Genomic DNA, 17,527 nt, shown 5'->3' on the forward strand with positions numbered 1-17,527 from the left:
TTGTGCGGGAGGCTACCTGAAAAATGGTTGGGCTGTTTTAACTTGGATGAAGCTAGGTTTTTTCAGGTAGCCTGAGGTTCGGCAGGCTTACACAGCCGCATCGTAGCCGCCGTCTTCCACGGCTTCAATCAGCGCGGCGGCATTGGTTTTCGCCGGGTCGAATTCGATAACGGCGTTTTTCTTTTCCAGGTTCACTTCGGCTTTGGCCACGCCTTCGGTGTTTTCCAAAATGCGGGTTACGCTTTTCACGCAGCCGCCGCAGGTCATGCCGCCGATGTTTAAAGTGATGGTTTGCATAGGGATTTCCTTTCTGTTTTCAGGTAGCCATAAATAATGGGGGGCGGGCTTGTTTTCCCGCCGTGTGCCGCCACTATAAAGCTTCACCCCGAGTAAAGGTCAAGCCTTATGATGAACATCAGCCAGGCCGCTGCCGAAAGCGGCCTTTCCGCCAAGCAAATCCGCGATTATGAAAAGCACGGCCTGCTCGCCCCTGCCGAGCGCAGCGAAGCGGGCTACCGCCGCTACGGCCAGGACGACCTCGCCCGCCTGCGCTTTATCCGCCACGCGCGCGAAGTGGGCTTTTCGCTGCCGCAAATCGGCCGCCTGCTGCATTTGCAAGACAACCCGCAGCGCACCAGCCGCGAAGTGAAGGCGCTTGCCGCGCAGCACATCGCCGAGCTGGAAGCGCAAATCGGCAAACTGCAAAACATGGTGGCCGAGCTGCAACGCTGGCACGATGCCTGCGCGGGCAGCGATTGCCCGGAATGCGCGATTTTGTCGGGATTGGGGGAGGATTAGGCCGCGCGTGCGGAAGGGGAAAAGGCTACCTGAAAAATGGTTTTCAGGTAGCCTTTATTGGGCTTCGGGCGGTGTTTGCTGCAGTTTGCGGCATAAGTCGCGGCAGTATTTTTGCTGCTGCCGGCGCAGGTAGAGTTTCACCAGCCAGCGCGGCAGCCGTTTTTTCAGAGTAAGGGATTCGGTGAAATCCAGCTCGGTGCGGCCGTTGGCCAGCGCGGTGAAGCGGCCGACCCAGTGGCCGGAAAAGGTGTCGTTTTCCATATCGAAGGCCCACAGGTGCGGCGGCCGGGATTGGGTAACGGTAAACAGGGTGCCGGCGCCGGAGTGGCCGTATTCGCGGAATTGGGTGGCGCTGAGCGGCTCGATTTTCTGCACGTCGCTGCGCCAGGCGTAGTCGGTGAGGGAGGTAACGGTGCGCCACACGGTTTGGATGTCGGCGGGAACGGTGCGGCGGATTCGGGATTGGATGGGCATGGTGGCGGCTCGCTTCGTTTGTATTTGGCGGTATTGCTGTGGATGTCTAATTTTGCCAGATGGCTTACCGGATTCTACTGCTCGATAAACTGGATATAAACCGGATAAAGTGAGGCTACCTGAAAAATGGTTTTCAGGTAGCCTTTTTCGATGGGCTAGCCGGTTGTTTGATTACAGTTCCGCAACCAGGTTATACCAAGTTTCCCCGGCGTGCTGAGAGTCGGAGATGCCTTCGTTCTGGAAGCCGTGTTTTTCGTAGAAGGGGATCAGGTTTTCCAGGCAGGTGAGGGTGATGCCTTCGCGTTGGGCGGCACGGCATTGGCGGATGAGCTGTTGCAACAGCTGCCCGGCAATGCCTGCTTTGCGGCATTCGGGGGCGACGGCCAGGCTCAAAATTGCGCAGAATCCGCCTTGGGGCGGGTTGGCACGGGATTTCTTGAACAGCTCGTCGTGGATATAGCGGGCGTTTACCACGGGCCCGACGACATAGCCGAGCACTTCGCCTGCTGAGTTGCGGGCTACGATAAAGCTGTCGTTGATCAAATCGATCCGTTCGCGCATGGCGGCTTCGCTAGCGGCTTCTTCGGGCGTGAAGCCTGCCTGTTCGATCTGCATGATGCGGGGGAGGTCTGTTTGGGTCGGGTGGCCGAAGCTTAACTGCATTTTCTTTCCTTTATGTTGGATGAGGGTGGTTTTGTGCATTCCTGTCTGCAAGGCGGTTTGTGGCGCATCCGAATCAGGACGTTGCAATGGCGCTATTGTAGCCAAATCCGCTTAGAAAGAATTTGCTTAATTTGCTATGATTGAGTTTATTTTTGAAAGATTTTCTCGGATGGATAGGATAGATAAGAAAATTCTTGCCTGTTTGCAGGAAAACGGGAGGATTTCTCTCACTGATTTGGCAGAAAAGGCCGGCATCAGCCTGTCTCCCTGCCAGCGACGGGTGCGGCTGTTGGAACAGGACGGGGTAATCCGGGGCTATCAGGCCTGCCTCGCCCCGCAAAAGCTCGGTTTGGGGTTTGCGGCCATTGTGTTTGTGTCGCTTAAGAGCGGCGATAATCGAAATATTGTTTTGTTTGAACAGGCTATTGCCGATATGCCGGAAATCACGCAGGCGCAAAGGCTGTTTGGCGATCCGGATTATATGCTGCACATCGTGAGCGAAGATTTGGCAGCCTTCCAGCTGTTTTACGATCAATACCTGACCCACCTGCCGAACGTGGCGCGCCTGAGCTCGACTTTGGTGATGAAGAATGTGGTGGAAAGGGGGCTGCCGATTAGGTAGGGGAAGGTGAAGGATGAGGCTACCTGAAAATTCAGCACAGCGGAGTTTCTGCGAAGCGAAAATTTTCAGGTAGCCTCTCTCTAAGCATATTGTTCCATTAGTTCTATAATTTCTTTAAAACCGTCCCGTTCGGAACGATAGTGCTTGGTAAAAGCCAGCAGTTCCATCCCGCTATTGGCATTGGGGTAGTGCACATCCCCACCGTTTTCCAGCATTTTTTTCAACACATCCAGCCGATGCGGCATGGCGCCCATCATGCCCAAGGGAATCACATTGTCTTCATTGGGGATGTTGGGGTTGGCGCCCGCTTCCAATAGAGCCAGGGCGGCATCGCCGTTCTCAGCCAGCATAGCGTAATGCAGCGGGGTCATGCCGTAGCAGTCTTGGGCGTTCACCTCTACGCCTCTCTCTAAATAAAAATAAACAGTGGGCAAAGGGGCGGGGCTATATGAATTAATATTTATCCTATGTAGGAAATTCCAGTGTGCGGAAGGAGTAATGTAAAGTGGATCAAACTTCCCTGTACGTTCCATTTCTTCCAAGAACAATATGTTCCCATCCCCATTTGCACCAACAATTTGTTCATCAATAGTTTCAGGCGGGAGTTGAGTTATTCTGTTTTTCATTGTTGTCTATTCTCATATATCTGTATTGAGGCTACCTGAAAATTTTCAGGTAGCCTATTTTACTGTTTTGCGGCGGTTTCTGTTGCAACAGGCGGGCTGGTTTCCTGTTGCCAGCCGCTGCCGATGGCTTTGTAGAGGTTGAGCAGGTTGAGGCCGGCTGCGAGCCGGTTGTCGAGGAGGCGCTGGCTGTGGTCGATGGCGGCGAGCTGGGATTGCAGGGCGGTGTCGAGGGTTTTGCGGCCGTAGCGGAAGAGCTGGCGGTCGTCGCGCACTTGGCGTTGGGCGGTGCGCTCGGCCTGCTGGAGCTGCTGCTGTTGCTCGGCGAGGGCATGTTGGGCCTGGTAGGCGTTGTCGACGTCGGCGAGGGCTTGCAGCAGGGTTTGGTCGTATTGGATGAGGGCGGATTGCAATCGGGCGTCGGCGGCTTGGATGTTGGCGCGGATGCGGCCGGCGGTGAAGAGGGGGAGCTGCACGCCGATGCTGAAGAGGCCGCCGTTGCTGCTGCGGGCGCGGTTGAGGGGGGCGAGGTCGCTGTTGAGCTCGATGCGGCCGGTTTGCCAGAGGAATTGGATGTTGAAGCGGGGGAGGAGGTCGGCTTTGGCGCTGGCGAGCAGGGCACTGCGGGCTTGCACTTCGGCGGCGCGGGCGCGGATGTCGGGGCGCTGGTTGAGCAGTTCGGCGGGCTGGATGCCTTGGGGCGGGGCGGGCAGGTGCTGCAGGGGGGCGGCTCGGCGCATGGCTTCGCTATCGAGGCGGAAGCTTTGCGGGGTTTGGCCGGTGAGCACGGCGATGCTGCGCTGTTCGGCGTCGAACTGGGCTTGCAGGGTGCTTTGGCGGGCTTCTAGGGCTTGGATTTGGGCGGCGATGGCGTTGGTGTCGTGGGCGGTGGCGTGGCCGGCTTGGAAGCGGCCGGCGATGTAGCGTGCCAGTTCGCCGAGGGTGGCGAGCTGTTGGGCGATGAGGGTTTGCTGCTGCTGGATGTGGGCGGCGCGCAGGTAGTGTTCGGCGATTTGGGCGCTGATGATGAGGCGGCTGCCGTGGAGCTGCTCTTGGGCGCCGAGGGCGGCGGCGCGGGCGGCATCGGCATCGCTGCTTTTTTGGCCGAAGATGTCGGGCTCCCAGGCGGCGCTGAAGCCGGCGGAGGCGAGGTGGCCGCCGTTGCCGAGGTAGGGGTCGCGGTGGTGGTTGCGGTAGCCGTAGGCGTTGGCGGCGAGGCCGGCGCTGGGGCGGAGGTCGGCTTCGGCTAGGCGGGCGGTGGCGCGGGCTTCTTGGAGTCGGCTCTGGGCGAGGGCGATGCTGTGGTTGTGTTGCAGGCCTTGTTCGATGAGGCGGGCGAGCTGGGGGTCGGGCCATTGCTGCCACCAGCGGGCGAGGTTGGGGGCGGGGTTGGATTGGCCGGTGTGCTGGAAGTGTTCGGGCAGCGCGATGGCGGATTGGCGGTCGATCTGGGTGGCGGTGCAGGCGGTGAGGAGGAGGGCGAGGGCGATGGGGAGGAGTTTGGATGCGGGCATGGTGTTTTCCTTGGGGTGGGCTACCTGAAAAGTGGTGAGGATTTTCAGGTAGCCTTTGGGGCTATGGTTTGGTTTGCCGGGCATGAATGCCCGACCTACGGGCTACCTAAAACTACGGGCTATCCGTATGAGGCTACCTGAAAAATGAAGCATGATTTTTCAGGTAGCCTTTTTGTTCCGCTAATTCTGCTGCGCCAGCATCCGGCGGAAGCGGACGATGGCCAGGGTGGTGAAGAGTGCGCCGGAAACGGCGGTAACCAGCACGCTGCGGCGGATGACGCTCCAGCCGGCGCCGCGGAAGATGATTTCTTTGCTGATGGCAGAGAAGTGGGTCATCGGCGAGAGCTCGGAAACCGTGCGCACGGCGGGCGGCAGGTTTTCGATGGGCGAGGTGCTGCCGGAGAGCAGGAACACGGCGATATACACAATAATGCACAGCAGGCTGAACTGCGGCATGGTGGGCGCCTGGGTGGCCAGCAGCACGCCCAGCCCGGCCACGGAAAAGAGGTACACCGCCTGGCAGGCGATAAACAGCAGCAGCGAGCCGTGGATCGGCACGCCCACCACACGGTGCATCACCAAGAGCAGCGAGAGGGTGGAGGAAACGAGGATGATCAGCCCGTTGGCCAGAATCTTGGCCATCACAATCTCGCTCGCGCCCACCGGCATCACCAATAAATGCTCGATCGTGCCGTGCTCTCGCTCGCGGATAACAGCCGCGCCCACCAAGAGGATGGTGAGCAGGGTGGCGTTGCCCACCAGCTGGTTGAGCGGCATAAACCAATCGCTGCGCAGGTTTTCGTTGAACAACACATTCATCACCGGCTCGAAAGGCGCGGCTGCGGTGGCATTGGGCTGGCCCAGATAAGCGCCCACTTCGCGGTTCACAATCTGGCGGATGTAGCCGGAGCCCACCCCGGCCTGCGACATGGCGGTGGCGTCCACCAGCAATTGCAGCTGCGGGCGTTTGCCGGCCAAAAGGTCGGCAGTGTAGTTGGGCGGGATGGCGAGGATGAAGCTGTATTCGCCCAAATCCATGGCGCGGTCGATTTGGCCGCTGTCGATGTCGGCCACATGCTTGAATTGCGGCGCGAGCATGGCATCGCGGATGCGGTAGGTGAGCGCGCTGCGGTCTTGGTCGTACACTGCCACCGCCGCATCTTTCATTTCCACCGTCATGTTTTTCGACACGGAATACACGGAAAAGGTAAACATAAACACCAACAGCCCGAAGAGCGCATAATCGGTGAAGAAGCTGCGGATTTCCTTGCCGCCCAAATACCACACGTTTTTCAACCACTGGCGCATGTTATTTCTCCTGTTTTTTCAGTAACAGCCCGGCGGCGAGCCAATAGACGGCGAAAAACAGCAAGAGCATGCCGCACAGCGTGTCCACATCGCGCCAGCCCAGGCCTTTGGTGATGGTGCCCAGGCTGATGGTTTGAAACCAGCTGCTTGGAAACAGCTGCCCCATCCAGTAGCCCGTGCCGTTTAGGGTAGAAGTGGGATAGAGCATGCCGGAAAAGTTCATCGCCGGAATCATTGCCAGAATCGCCGCAGCAAAAATCGCCGCCACCTGCGTGCGCACGAAGGTGGACACCAAGAGCCCGAAGCCGGTGGAGGCGAGCACGAAACACAGCACTCCCGCCGTGAGCGCGGCAAACGAGCCCTTCAGCGGCACGCCCAGCCCGAACACCACCACACCGAGCAAAATCAGATAGCTCAAGAGCGAGAGCAGCACATAGGGCAGCTGCTTGCCCAAAAGGTATTGGAAGGGCGAGGCGGGCGAGCTGTATAGGTTCATGATGGAGCCGATTTCCTTTTCGCGCACCACAGAGAGCGCGGTGAGCATGGCGGGGATCATCATCAGCGAGAGCATCAGGAAGCCGGGCGTGAGCGCGTTGATGCTTTTGAAGGTGGGGTTGTAGATGAAGCGGGTTTGCACTTCGGTGGGCGCGGCGGGGCGGATGCCGTGTTGGCGGTAGAGCTCGGTGCCGTATTGGCTGAGGATGCCTTGCGCGTAGCCGATGATGTTTTCGCCCACGAAGGGCCAGGAGCCGTCCACATAGAAGGCGAGCTGGGGGCGGCGTTGCAGCATCAGGTCTTTGCCGAAGCCGGGCGGGATTTCCATCACCATGCGGGCGCGGCCGGCGGTGAGGGTGGTGTCGATGTCGGCGCGGGAGCCGAGGCTGGCGGTTTGGCGGAAGTAGGCTGAGCCGTCGAACTGTTGCGCCAGCTCGCGGCTGTATCGGCTTTGGTCTTGGTCGAGCACGGCGAAGTCCATTTCGTTTACGTCGAAGGATACGCCGAGGCTGCCGGCCAGCAGGTAAACGAGCGGGCCGATGAGGGCAAACATGAGGCGGATGCGGTCGCGCAGCAGCTCTTTGCCTTCGCGCCGGGTGAAGGTGAATACGGCGGCGAGCCAGTAGCGTAGGCCGGAATGGGCGGCGGGGGTTTTGCTGTGCAGAAACGCGCTGCGTTCGTTTTTGCTGTGCAGAAACTCGCTGCGTTCGTTTTTGCTGTGCAGAAACTCGCTGCGTTCGTTTTGGCGAAACTCGCTATGCTCGTTTTCAGGTAGCCTTGCTTGGGCGGTTGGGGCTGCGGATGCCTCTTCAGATTTTTCAGGTAGCCTTTCGTTTTGGCGAAATTCGCTACGCTCATTTTGGCGAAACTCACTTCGTTCGTTTTGGCGAAACTCGCTATGCTCATTTTCAGGTAGCCTTTGCTGTTCGGCGGCTTCGTCTTGCTCCAGATAGCGGATGAAGGCTTCTTCCAGGGTGTCGGCGTGCTGGCGGCGGCGCAGTTCGTCGGGTGCGCCCACGGCCAGCACGCGGCCTCGGTGCATCAGCGAGATGCGGTCGCAGCGGGCGGCTTCGTTCATGAAGTGGGTGGACACGAAAATGGTCACGCGTTCTTCCCGCGCCATGCGGAACAAATACTGCCAAAACATATCGCGCGCGGCGGGATCGACGCCGGAGGTTGGCTCGTCGAGTATCAACACCTGCGGGCGGTGCAGGCAGGCGGCGGCCAGCTGCAGGCGCTGGCGCACGCCCAAGGGCAGGGCGGCTGGGATGGCGTCGGCCAAATCGGCCAGTTCGAATTGCTGCAGCACGGCGGCGATGGCGGCTTCGCTTTTGCTGCCGAGCTGGTAGAGCTGGGCGTGCAGCACCAGGTTTTGCCGCACGGAGAGCTCTTCATACAGCGAAAACGCCTGCGACATATAGCCCACACGTTGCCGCACGGCGGCGCTGCCGGCATCGATGGGTTCGCCCAGAAGCGTGGCTTCGCCTTCGCTAGCGTCGAGCAAGCCGGTGAGCATTTTCATGGTGGTGCTTTTGCCGCAGCCGTTGGAGCCGAGAAAGCCGAAAATTTCGCCTTGGCGGATGCGGAAGCTCACTTTGTCCACCGCGGTGAAATCGCCGAAGCGTTTGCTGAGGTTTTCGGCTTCGATGGCGGGCGGCAGGGAATCGTCGGGGATGAAGGGCGGCAGTTGGCTGTCGTCCCAATGGGTTTGCTTGTTTTCAGGTAGCAGCCGGATATAGGCCTGCTCCAGCGTGGTGCAGCCGCTTTGCGCGAGGATGGCCTGTGTGCGGCCGTTTACTAGGATGTTGCCGTCGTCCATGGCCAGCAGCTGCTCAAACTGCTCGGCTTCGTCGATGTAGGCGGTGGCCACCAGCACGGTCATGCCCGGGTTTTCGGCGCGCAGTTCGCGCACCAGCTCCCAAAATTGCCGGCGCGAGAGCGGATCCACGCCGGTGGTGGGTTCGTCTAAAATCAGCAGCTTGGGGTTGTGCACCAGCGCGCAGCACAGGCTGAGCTTCTGCTTCATGCCGCCGGAAAGCTTGCCGGCGGCGCGGGAGGCGAAAGGCGCCAGGCCGGTGGATTGCATCAGGCGAGCGATGCGCTGCTGGCGCTGCTGTTTGTTCAGGCCGAACAGGCGGGCGTGGAAATCGATGTTTTCATACACCGAAAGCGTGGGGTAGAGGTTTTTGCCCAAGCCCTGCGGCATGAAGGCGATGTGCGGCAACATCTCTTCGCGCTCGGCCTTGTGCGCCAGGTTGTGTCCGAGCACGCGCACTTCGCCGCTTTGGATGGTGCGCACGCCGGCAATCAGCGAGAGCAGGGTGGATTTGCCCACGCCGTCCGGCCCGATCAGGCCCACGGTGCTGCCGCTTTCGATGGCGAGCGACACGCCTTTGAGCGCCTGCCGTTTGCGGTAGGCGTGGGAAACGCTGCTCAGCTCGATGGCGTTCTGCATGGCCTTATCCTATTGCGGCAGGCGGGTGCGCAGCCCGGCCGGCCAGGGCTGCTTGGCATCGGTGCGCACATAGCCGGTGGCCGTCATGCCGCCTTTCAGGTAGCCCTGGTATTTGGCTGCCACGTCGGCGGGGATTTGCAGCTTCACCCGAAACATCAGCTTGGTGCGTTCTTCGGCGGTTTCCACGAATTTGGGCGTAAACTGCGCTTCGGCAGAAACATAGGTCACCGTGGCGGGGAACACCGCGTCCAGCCCGTCCATTTTGATACGTGCCTCGCTGCCCAGCGGGATTTGGTTCACCGTGGGTGCGGGCAGAAACAGGCTGATGCTGGCGTCGTTCAGGTTCAACAGGCTCACCACTTTGCCGCCGGCAGGCAGCACGTTGCCCGGCTCGGCCAGCCGGTATTCCACCCGTCCGGCCTGCGGCGCGCGCACCGACAAATCGCCGATCACGGAAGACACCTGTGCCATCTTGGCCTGTGCCTGCCCCACCCCGGCCTGCGCCTCGTTGCGGGCGGCCTGCGCGGCCTGCACGGCGGCACGGGCGGCATCGCGCTGCGCCAGGCGTGTGTTGAGCTCGGCTTGGGAGATTAAATTGTCGCGGAACAGCTGGCGGGCGTTGTCGGCTTCCATCTGCGCGGTTTTCAGCTGCTGCTGCTGGGCGTCCACCTGCGCCTGGGCGCGGCGCACGGTTTGCTCCAGCTGCGCCTTGCCGGCCTGCGCTTCGGAAAGCTGCGCCTGCGCGGTGTCGGAAGAAAGCCGCGCCAGCACGGTATCCGCCTCCACATACTGCCCTTCCTGCACCAGCATTTCCTCCACCCGACCGGCATACAGGCTGGCCACGTCCATGCGGGCAAATTCCAGCCGGCCGTTGGCGTGGGCGATGCCCGCCAACGGGTCGGACGCGCTGTATTGGCGGAACACGAGTATGCCGATGCCGGCGATCGCGGCCAGCGGCAGCAGGAGCAACAGGCGTTTGGGCAGTTTCATGGCGGATACCTCACAGGAATGCGTGAACTGGGAACAATTCTAAAGGCACGGCCGGGCGCTGCAAACCGTTAAAAAGCGATGCCGTGTGCCACTAAGCATACGAAAATGCTAAAACAGTTGCTTAAGCGCACGGGAAACCGCAAAATAACATCGCCGCAACCCGTCAGCCAGGCCCATCATGACCGAACACGCAGACTACACCGACCCGCGCATCATCAAAACCCACCGCGCCATCCGCGAAGCATTCATCGATCTGCTGCACGAAAAGCCCTTCGCCCAAATCGCTGTGCAGGATATTCTCGATCGCGCCCCAGTAAACCGTTCCACCTTCTACAAATACTACTCCGGCAAAAGCGATCTGGCCGGCAAAATGATTGCCGACTTCAAAGCCGAATACGGCGCCCTCTTGCGCACCCGTTTCCAAGTGGGCAGCTTCGACGCGTTTTTAAACGTGATGCCCGAAGCCTCCTACTGGATACACAGCCGCCGCCGGCTCATCCTCGCGCTGTGGAAAGTCGATACCCGCCGCCACCACCTCTACCGCGACATGCACGGCTTAATCAAACAGCAGTTCCTCCGTTTTGCCCGCACCCGCCCCGGCGCCGCCCCCGATAAAGATTGGGACTACCAGGCCGATATGCTCGCCACCATCATATTGGGCAGCATGAACTATTTCTTCAGCCGAGACCTCCCCCTGCGCCTGCCTGAAATTCGCCAGGCATGGGCGGAAATGAGCAAGTTGTTGTTGGCGTGAGCACGTGCGCCCGCGATAGTGCAGGCCCGTATGAATGGTGCGCAAGCTCGCGCTTTTTCAGGTAGCCTTTGCAGTGGCGGAGAAAGGCTACCTGAAAAAAAGATACTGCCTGCGTGCGGTGATTTTTCGACTGCCCAATTCATCCGCCGCATTAAAACAGGCTACCTGAAAAATTTCAGGTAGCCTGTTTGGCGTTGGGGCAAACGGGATTTAGAAACGGTTTTTCAATTCGCGCAGGGCGGCGAATACTTGTTCTTCGTTGGCGAGGGTTTGGCCGGAGAGTTCGGCGGCGCGGGCGGCTACCTGAAAATCGGCGGTGCGCAGGAAGGGGTTGATTTGCCGCTCGTGGGCGAGGGATACGGGCAGGGTGGGAATATTTGCGGCAGCTTGCAGGCTGCGGGCGATGGCGGGGTTGTGCAGCTCGATGTGTGCGGCGAAGCGCAGGTTGGCGGCGGTGTATTCGTGGGCGGGGTAGAACAGGGTGTGTTCGGGCAGCCGGTTGAAGCGTTGCAGGGAGGCGAAGAGCTGCCCGATGGTGCCGGTGAACACGCGGCCGCAGCCGGCGGAGAAGAGGGTGTCGCCGCAGAATACGTGCAGCTGGTCGTTATCTTGCAGCAGGTAGCTGAGGTGGCTGTCAGTGTGGCCGGGGGTGTGCCACACGCGCACTTGGCCTTGCCAGAGGGGCCAGTGGCTGCCTTCGCCTGCCGTTTCGGTGGCTTCGGGGATGTCGCGGTTGCCGTATACGGCGCAGTCGGGGAAGTGGCGGCGCAGTTCGGCGAGGCCGCCGGTGTGGTCGTCGTGGTGGTGGGTGACCCAGATTTGGCGCAGGCTGAGGTTATGGTTTTTCAGGTAGCCTAACACGGGCGCGGCTTCGCCGGGGTCGATGCACACGGCTTCGCTGCCTTGGTGCAGCAGCCAGATGTAGTTGTCGGCGAGGGCGGGGATGGGGAGGATTTGCATGGGTTGTTTTGAATGAAGGGTGCTGGATATGCGGGGATTTTAAGCGACGATGGCGGTTGCTGGGAAGTGCGGGGGTGAATGAATTGACAAATAAGGGGCGGGTTGCGAGAATGCCCGCCTTTACGGCATTTTACAAAGGATCAGGCGGCTGATGTCTACTGTGGATTATGTGGTTAATCTGGTGCTGAGCGCGATTTTGATTGTGGGGGGCGTATCAGTTTTATTTTTTCACCCAGCGCCATCCGCTGCGCGAGGCGAAGGTGATTGCTTCGCGGCTGGATGAGAAGATTCCGTTTGTGGCGTGGTGGTCGTGGGTGTATAGCTTTCTGTATTATCCGGCGATTCTGTATTTGAATTGGCTGATGGCGGATTCTCGCCAGTTTGTGATGACGGACTGGGGGAGTGATATATTTTGCATCGGAAGGTAGGAAACAAAAAAATGGCCGCAATCCTTTAATGACGGGGATTACGGCCATTTCCTTGTCCGGAAACCGTGGCGCTTTATTTTTCCAAAAACTGGTCAAAAATGGGCAGAATTTTGGTGCAGAATGGTCAGGGAATGGATGGAAGTGGGCAAAAAAGCGGAAAAAATGGGCTGGATTTAACCGGGTGTTAAACGCCGGTTAAAGGGCACGACCTAGCCATACCACCTTGCCGATGATGCTGACACTGTTATCACTGCTATCGCCATTTTGCAGGGGTACTTCAAATGGGTCATATTCAGGGTTCGCGCTGGTAATTCGTAGGGCATGCGGTAAGCGCTGTACCCGTTTTACAAAGATCTCGTTACCGATCCGGAGGGCATACAGGCCGTCACTAGCCTCAGTGCGGCTGTGGTCGACGAGGATGGCATCTTTGTCGTTGAGGACACCGGCCATGCTGTCACCCTTAACCATAACTACAGATAAGTTATTAAAATCTGTTGTAACAAATGCTTCCAACCAGTCGCGCCGGAAAGCTAAGGTAGATTTTGGCGGTATATCATCTGCCCATGCACCATGCCCGGCTGATAAAGCCACGTCATATAACGGGATAAATACAAACTCATCTATATCAACAGGCCTGCCTTGTACGTCAAAGGCACAACCTTCTCCGGTCGACTCTCCACGTTCGGCTTTTCTAATATTGTTCAATGTATTTTTCGTTTCAGCCAGCCGCTGTTGCAGCAGCCGGCGGCCTTCGTCTTGCTCGGAAACGTTATAGGATGCCTGAGGTTCTTTTAAGCGGTTAGCACCTGAGGCAAACATAGGACCTTGCCCGGTTGCAAGCCAATTGACCTCTACCCCAGCAGCTTGTGATAGACGCACTAGATTGCTTCTAGAAGGGTCAGCTTGTCCTGTAATCCAGCGTTTAATTGTTGCACTCGTTACGCCAACCTTTCTAGCAGCCTCGGCTTGTTTACCTCTACCAAGCATCTCTACAGTTATAGAAATTCGCTCGGTGAACGCCTCTAAATCATCGTAAAAGTTACCCATTTAAGTTTTACCCTTTCGTAAAAGAAAGAATAACCGTAAAACAAAAACTAATTGATGTATAAAATCAACTAATTATAAAAATAACGAACTCTTATTAAAGAAATCGTAACTTTTACGCTTGTTATTTCTATCTTTTACGATATAATACCTACATCGAGGCAGTTCCCCAACTGACAAAACATAGGTATTCAAAATGAAAAAAAATATAGCTGAAAAAGTAGCTCCGGAATCTTTGGATTGGCATCGTGCAGACATCATCGCTGCATTAAAAAAACAGGGTTGGTCTATCCGCGCACTGGCCGCACAAGTCAATGTGCACCCGACCACGCTTTACAGTGCCCTAGTCAAACCTTATCCGAAAAGCGAACAGGTCATTGCCGATGCCCTAGGCATGAGGCCTGAACAAATTTGGCCGCAACGGTATGCGGCTCGCAATTTCCAGCCGGTGCTACACCGTACAGTTAATGCTTAAACGCATTGTACGGAACAAAAACGGAAAAATCACGCACTTAAATTCCCAAAATGAGGGTTCGAGCCATGAGAAAACTAAACAAAATGGAACTAACGGCATTGTCTAACTGCAGGAAAACGCTGTTAAAACAGCTTGGAATACCAAAAATTTACTATACCGATAACGGTAACGGACAAAAAAGTAGTTTTTGCAAATAAGACAGTCAGAGTTAGTAGGCAGCACCATGAGAAACAGCAAAAAACAGTCCAAAGCCACCTCGCTCGACCATGCCATCGAGCTGGCCAAGCACCATGCTAAAGAGCGCAGGCTGCCATCCAAGGTAATGGCCGACCTGATGGGCGTGGAGCTCAAAACGTACTACCGCTGGCTGCTCGAAAACACCATGCCACTTAACCGGATAGCCCAGTTTGAGGCTTTAACTGGCAGCCGATACATCAGCGAGTACTTGAGCGTGCTGCATGGCGACCGGGTAGTCATTGAAATCCCACGCGGCCGCAAAGGCTCTACCGCTGATATTGCCAAAGTACAGAGCCAAACAGCGGAAGCCATCGCCCTATTGGCTAAATGGCACGAAGACGGCAGCGGTGTGGATGAGACCATCGAAGCCCTGACCGGTGTACTGGCCTTGCTCGCCTACCACCGCGAAAACGTCAAAAAGGCAGAGACCCCGGAGCTAGGGTTTGGAGACGATGATGAGTGAGTATCTAAATGCCGCTGAGCTGGCCTCTTTACAGATTCGCGGGTTGCCAGGTACTGCGAAAAACATCATTGAGAAAGCCAAGCGCGAATCTTGGCCTTGCCGCAGACGATTCGGGAAAGGCGGTGGTTTTGAGTACCAAGTAGCCGCCCTGCCGCAGGGAATCCAAGACGCCATCGCTGAAAAACACCTGATGGGGATGCTGGCCAAGTCCACGGCCAAGCCCCCTGTGCAGAAGAAAAAGCAATCTAAGCCAGCTGTTCTGCGCCCATCCCAAGCCGGCTTGCCTTTGGACACTGTTATTAAAGGCTACAACCAAAAACAGATAGCCTGTGCCCATGCCCGAATGTCTTTGGTGGCCGAAGTACTGCATATCCACCGTACGAGCGGTATGCCGGTGCATAAAGCCGTGGCGCTGATGGTAGAACAGATTGAGTTGGGCGCGCTAAACGAAGCCATGATGAAACTGGTGCCGATTGCCAACAACAAAAGCGGTGGAGCCTCAAAAATCGGGCAACGCTCGCTGGCCGGATGGGTGGCAGCCTATAAGAAGGCAGGCAGCCCGAACGAGCGGCTGGTGGCACTGGCTCCGGGCAAGGGTAAACAGGAGCTGCCGATTGAGGCACATATCTGGCTGGGCGACTTTTTGGCGATCCACTGCCGCCCGCAAAACCCGCCGCTGGCACACAGTTATCAGGATTTTGCCGAGTGGTACGGCAACCAGCCCGCCCCGGCCTATACCCTGCCAAGTTATGACGCCGTGAAGCGCGTGTGGAACAAATTGCCTGAAATCATGCGCCAGCGCGGTCGTAAAACGGGCCCAGCCTACACCAAAATCCTGCCGCACGAGAAGCGCGATTGGGATGTATTGGAGCCGAACGATGTGTGGATCGGCGACGGCCACTCATTTAAGGCCAAAGTACAGCACCCGGTGCACGGCAGCCCGTTTAAGCCGGAGGTAACGGTGGTCTTGGATGGCTGCACACGCATGGTTATGGGCTTTTCGGTAAGTTTTGCCGAGTCCTGTATCGCGGTTTGCGACGCCTTGCGCATCGGCATGAAGCACTTTGGTTTGCCGCTGATCTACTACTCCGACAACGGTGCTGGGCAGACGGGTAAAACCATCGACCACGAGATAACCGGTATCGCCGCAAGGCTCGCCATCCACCATGTAACCGGTATCCCGAGCCACCCGCAGGGGCGCGGCATCATCGAACGGTGGTGGAAAGACAACTTGGTACGGTTGGCACGCAGTTACGACACATTTGTCGGCACCGGGATGGATGAAACCACCAAAAACACAGTGTACCGCAAGCTGGAATCGGCCATCAAAGCCGAGCGCAAGGGCAAGGAGCTGACCACCGAGCAGCGCCGCTACCGGCAGAAACTGCCCACTTGGAATCAGTTTATCGCCGATGTGGCCGCCACCATCGACAGATATAACAAGCGGCCGCACTCCGAACTGCCGAAAAAGGCCGACGGCCAGCGCTACAGCCCCGCCGAATACCGCCAACACCGCATCGCGCTGATGGTAAAAGACGACCTGCACATCGAAATGTTGAGTCATGAGGAGCTGGATACGCTGTTCAGGCCGGAAGTGGAGCGCACGGTACGCAACGGTTGGCTGGATATGCTGAATTTCCAATATTTCAGCAATGCTCTAGATGTCCACCACGGCAAAAAGGTGCGGGTGTCCTACGATTTGGACGATGCCTCGAGCGTGAAGGTGTACGACATGGACGGCCAATACATTTGCCGCGCCGAGCTTAACGGCAACAAGCATCCCGCCTTTGATATGGATTCGGTACGCGCCATCAAGGACAAGCAACGCGCCGACAACCGCAAAAAACGCAGGCAAAACCAAATCGCCGAAATCGAAGCCGAACGGCGTGGGGTGTTGGATGCCAGGGCAAGCATCAAGGCGTTGGCATCGACACCGGCGGAGGAGCTCCCGGCAGAAATGCCCGAGGTGTTGGAGGTGGAATACGAAGAAATCCCCGCCACCGGTACAGACGGCACAAGCCGCAGGAAAAAAGACGGATTTAGGTATTTTTAACGCTAAAACGACCCGATTACAGGGCATTTAACAGGGGTTTAAACATGAGTTACGCAGAGAAATTACAGAATCACATGAACCGCTACAAGGTATCGCAGAACCAAGTAGCCAAGAGCCTAGGCAAATCCAAGGCCATGATCAACCAATACCTGCAGGGCAAGTATCCCGGCAATGTTGAGGAACTGGACGAAATCGTCGCCGCCTACCTGAAACGCGAAGCCAAACGCCTGAAAAATCCGAAACTGGCAGAAAAAATCCTCAACACCGATACCGTACATACCATTACAGACCTGCTCTCTACCGCCTACGAAGAATGCCAAAACGGCGTGATTTACGGCCGCGCCGGTTTGGGCAAAACCACCGCCCTGCGCGTGTTTGCCAAGCAGAATCCGGAAGTGGTGCTGATTGAAACGCTCACCACCTATACGCCGAACGTGCTGCTCAAAAATATCGCCAAAAAAATCGGCGTAGAACTGCGCGGCAGTACCAATGACATCAACGAAGCGGTGATTAAAAAGCTGCAAAGCAGCGGTCGCCTGCTGATTGTGGACGAAGCCGAGAACCTGTCCACCCGCTCGCTGGAGCTGCTGCGCCGCCTGCACGATTTGGCTGGTATCGGTTTAGTGCTGGTGGGCACGCCCCGCCTGTTATCCAATCTGAAAGGCCGCCACGGCGAGCTGGAGCAGCTGTATAGCCGCGTTACCCTGCACTGGGACTTGGGCGACAGCGTGCCGCGCGAGGAATTGGACGCCATTGCCCGCGCCACCCTGCCGGAGTTGGCCGACAAAGCCAAGCTGCGCGGCAAGATTATCGACAAGGCAGGCGGCAGCCCGCGCCGGTTGTTCAAAATCCTCTCCAATATGTACCGCATGAGCTACCTGAATGCCCGTGACGACGGCGAAATCCTGCCGCTGGACGAAGCCCTGCTGGAGCGGGTGGAGATGGTGCTGATCAGGAGCTGATATGGCTACCCGTAGATGGCAACGGCTCAAAACCTGCCGCGTCTGCCGCCGCCTCAAGTACCTGCGCAATTACCGCTACATCGGCAGCGGCAGGGAGCGACACAAGGAGCGGGCGGACAGCTGGTCGGACGTGTGCAGGGAGTGCGAAAACGAGGCTAAGGCTTTGAAGGCACAATAATTTTTTTGCCTTACGTTTTGGATAAGTGATT

Annotated in this window: 19 protein-coding genes; 9 read left to right on the top strand and 10 right to left on the bottom strand. The window is 57.7% G+C overall.

The genetic code is table 11. From position 1 onward, the window contains the following. Positions 1-87 precede the first annotated feature (87 nt). Positions 88-297 carry a heavy-metal-associated domain-containing protein gene (locus H9Q10_RS04710; protein WP_197902878.1) on the bottom strand — a complete coding sequence of 70 codons (210 nt, stop codon included), beginning with the start codon at positions 295-297 and terminating at the stop codon, positions 88-90. 108 nt (positions 298-405) lie between these two features. Between H9Q10_RS04710 and H9Q10_RS04715 the strand changes: the two genes are divergently transcribed. Next, on the top strand, positions 406-798 hold the full coding sequence (locus H9Q10_RS04715; RefSeq protein WP_197902879.1) for a Cu(I)-responsive transcriptional regulator: 393 nt from the start codon (positions 406-408) through the stop codon (positions 796-798). A 54-nt stretch (positions 799-852) separates the two neighbouring features. Here the strand turns inward: H9Q10_RS04715 and H9Q10_RS04720 are convergent, their stop codons facing one another. After that, positions 853-1,272 carry an SRPBCC family protein gene (locus H9Q10_RS04720; RefSeq protein WP_197902880.1) on the bottom strand — a complete coding sequence of 140 codons (420 nt, stop codon included), beginning with the start codon at positions 1,270-1,272 and terminating at the stop codon, positions 853-855. Between the two features lie 171 nt (positions 1,273-1,443). Continuing rightward, positions 1,444-1,935, bottom strand: a complete 492-nt coding sequence (locus H9Q10_RS04725) for a GNAT family N-acetyltransferase (protein ID WP_197902881.1) — start codon at positions 1,933-1,935, stop codon at positions 1,444-1,446. A gap of 169 nt (positions 1,936-2,104) precedes the next feature. On the opposite strand from H9Q10_RS04725, the gene H9Q10_RS04730 reads away from it, so the two are divergent. Beyond that, positions 2,105-2,557 carry an Lrp/AsnC family transcriptional regulator gene (locus H9Q10_RS04730; RefSeq protein ID WP_197902882.1) on the top strand — a complete coding sequence of 151 codons (453 nt, stop codon included), beginning with the start codon at positions 2,105-2,107 and terminating at the stop codon, positions 2,555-2,557. 80 nt (positions 2,558-2,637) lie between these two features. On the opposite strand, the gene H9Q10_RS04735 is transcribed toward H9Q10_RS04730, so the two are convergent. From H9Q10_RS04735 to H9Q10_RS04755, 5 genes are all read right to left on the bottom strand, one after another. Then, the gene (locus H9Q10_RS04735) at positions 2,638-3,183 is read right to left on the bottom strand and encodes an ankyrin repeat domain-containing protein (protein ID WP_197902883.1); all 546 of its coding nucleotides are present in this window, start codon (positions 3,181-3,183) and stop codon (positions 2,638-2,640) included. Positions 3,184-3,242: 59 nt separating this feature from the next. Then, positions 3,243-4,778, bottom strand: coding sequence for an efflux transporter outer membrane subunit (locus H9Q10_RS04740; RefSeq protein ID WP_197902884.1), 1,536 nt, complete (start codon positions 4,776-4,778; stop codon positions 3,243-3,245). Positions 4,779-4,874: 96 nt separating this feature from the next. Continuing rightward, a complete protein-coding gene (locus H9Q10_RS04745) occupies positions 4,875-6,002 on the bottom strand; it encodes an ABC transporter permease (protein ID WP_197902885.1) in 1,128 nt (375 codons plus the stop codon). Between the two features lies 1 nt (position 6,003). Then, positions 6,004-8,952: a ribosome-associated ATPase/putative transporter RbbA gene (gene rbbA / locus H9Q10_RS04750; RefSeq protein WP_197902886.1), complete on the bottom strand. Its 2,949-nt coding sequence runs from the start codon at positions 8,950-8,952 to the stop codon at positions 6,004-6,006. A gap of 9 nt (positions 8,953-8,961) precedes the next feature. After that, positions 8,962-9,942: an HlyD family secretion protein gene (locus H9Q10_RS04755; RefSeq protein ID WP_238480138.1), complete on the bottom strand. Its 981-nt coding sequence runs from the start codon at positions 9,940-9,942 to the stop codon at positions 8,962-8,964. 178 nt (positions 9,943-10,120) lie between these two features. On the opposite strand from H9Q10_RS04755, the gene H9Q10_RS04760 reads away from it, so the two are divergent. After that, positions 10,121-10,696, top strand: coding sequence for a TetR/AcrR family transcriptional regulator (locus H9Q10_RS04760; protein WP_197902887.1), 576 nt, complete (start codon positions 10,121-10,123; stop codon positions 10,694-10,696). 210 nt (positions 10,697-10,906) lie between these two features. On the opposite strand, the gene gloB is transcribed toward H9Q10_RS04760, so the two are convergent. After that, positions 10,907-11,656 (bottom strand): hydroxyacylglutathione hydrolase, encoded by a 750-nt coding sequence (gloB, locus tag H9Q10_RS04765; RefSeq protein WP_197902888.1) that lies wholly within the window; start codon positions 11,654-11,656, stop codon positions 10,907-10,909. A gap of 402 nt (positions 11,657-12,058) precedes the next feature. Between gloB and H9Q10_RS04770 the strand changes: the two genes are divergently transcribed. Continuing rightward, a complete protein-coding gene (locus H9Q10_RS04770; protein WP_197902889.1) occupies positions 12,059-12,283 on the top strand; it encodes a hypothetical protein in 225 nt (74 codons plus the stop codon). Here the strand turns inward: H9Q10_RS04770 and H9Q10_RS04775 are convergent. Continuing rightward, entirely contained in the window at positions 12,280-13,131 is an 852-nt protein-coding gene (locus H9Q10_RS04775) for a LexA family transcriptional regulator (RefSeq protein WP_197902890.1), read from the bottom strand. The genes H9Q10_RS04770 and H9Q10_RS04775 overlap by 4 nt on opposite strands. A gap of 193 nt (positions 13,132-13,324) precedes the next feature. On the opposite strand from H9Q10_RS04775, the gene H9Q10_RS04780 reads away from it, so the two are divergent. The 5 genes from H9Q10_RS04780 to H9Q10_RS04800 all read left to right on the top strand — a co-directional run bounded on the left by H9Q10_RS04780 (position 13,325) and on the right by H9Q10_RS04800 (position 17,496). Beyond that, positions 13,325-13,603: a helix-turn-helix domain-containing protein gene (locus tag H9Q10_RS04780; RefSeq protein ID WP_049258891.1), complete on the top strand. Its 279-nt coding sequence runs from the start codon at positions 13,325-13,327 to the stop codon at positions 13,601-13,603. A gap of 223 nt (positions 13,604-13,826) precedes the next feature. After that, positions 13,827-14,303 (top strand): hypothetical protein, encoded by a 477-nt coding sequence (locus H9Q10_RS04785; RefSeq protein WP_197902891.1) that lies wholly within the window; start codon positions 13,827-13,829, stop codon positions 14,301-14,303. Further along, complete coding sequence (locus H9Q10_RS04790) at positions 14,296-16,356, top strand: Mu transposase C-terminal domain-containing protein (RefSeq protein ID WP_238480139.1); 2,061 nt, start codon at positions 14,296-14,298, stop codon at positions 16,354-16,356. Before H9Q10_RS04785 ends, H9Q10_RS04790 begins: the two co-directional genes overlap by 8 nt. A gap of 74 nt (positions 16,357-16,430) precedes the next feature. Next, positions 16,431-17,318 carry an AAA family ATPase gene (locus H9Q10_RS04795; RefSeq protein WP_197902892.1) on the top strand — a complete coding sequence of 296 codons (888 nt, stop codon included), beginning with the start codon at positions 16,431-16,433 and terminating at the stop codon, positions 17,316-17,318. A gap of 1 nt (position 17,319) precedes the next feature. Continuing rightward, positions 17,320-17,496 carry a hypothetical protein gene (locus H9Q10_RS04800; RefSeq protein ID WP_153715181.1) on the top strand — a complete coding sequence of 59 codons (177 nt, stop codon included), beginning with the start codon at positions 17,320-17,322 and terminating at the stop codon, positions 17,494-17,496. The last annotated feature ends 31 nt before the right edge of the window (positions 17,497-17,527 follow it).

Source organism: Eikenella glucosivorans (assembly GCF_016025525.2).
GTDB classification, from domain to species: Bacteria; Pseudomonadota; Gammaproteobacteria; order Burkholderiales; family Neisseriaceae; genus Eikenella; species Eikenella glucosivorans.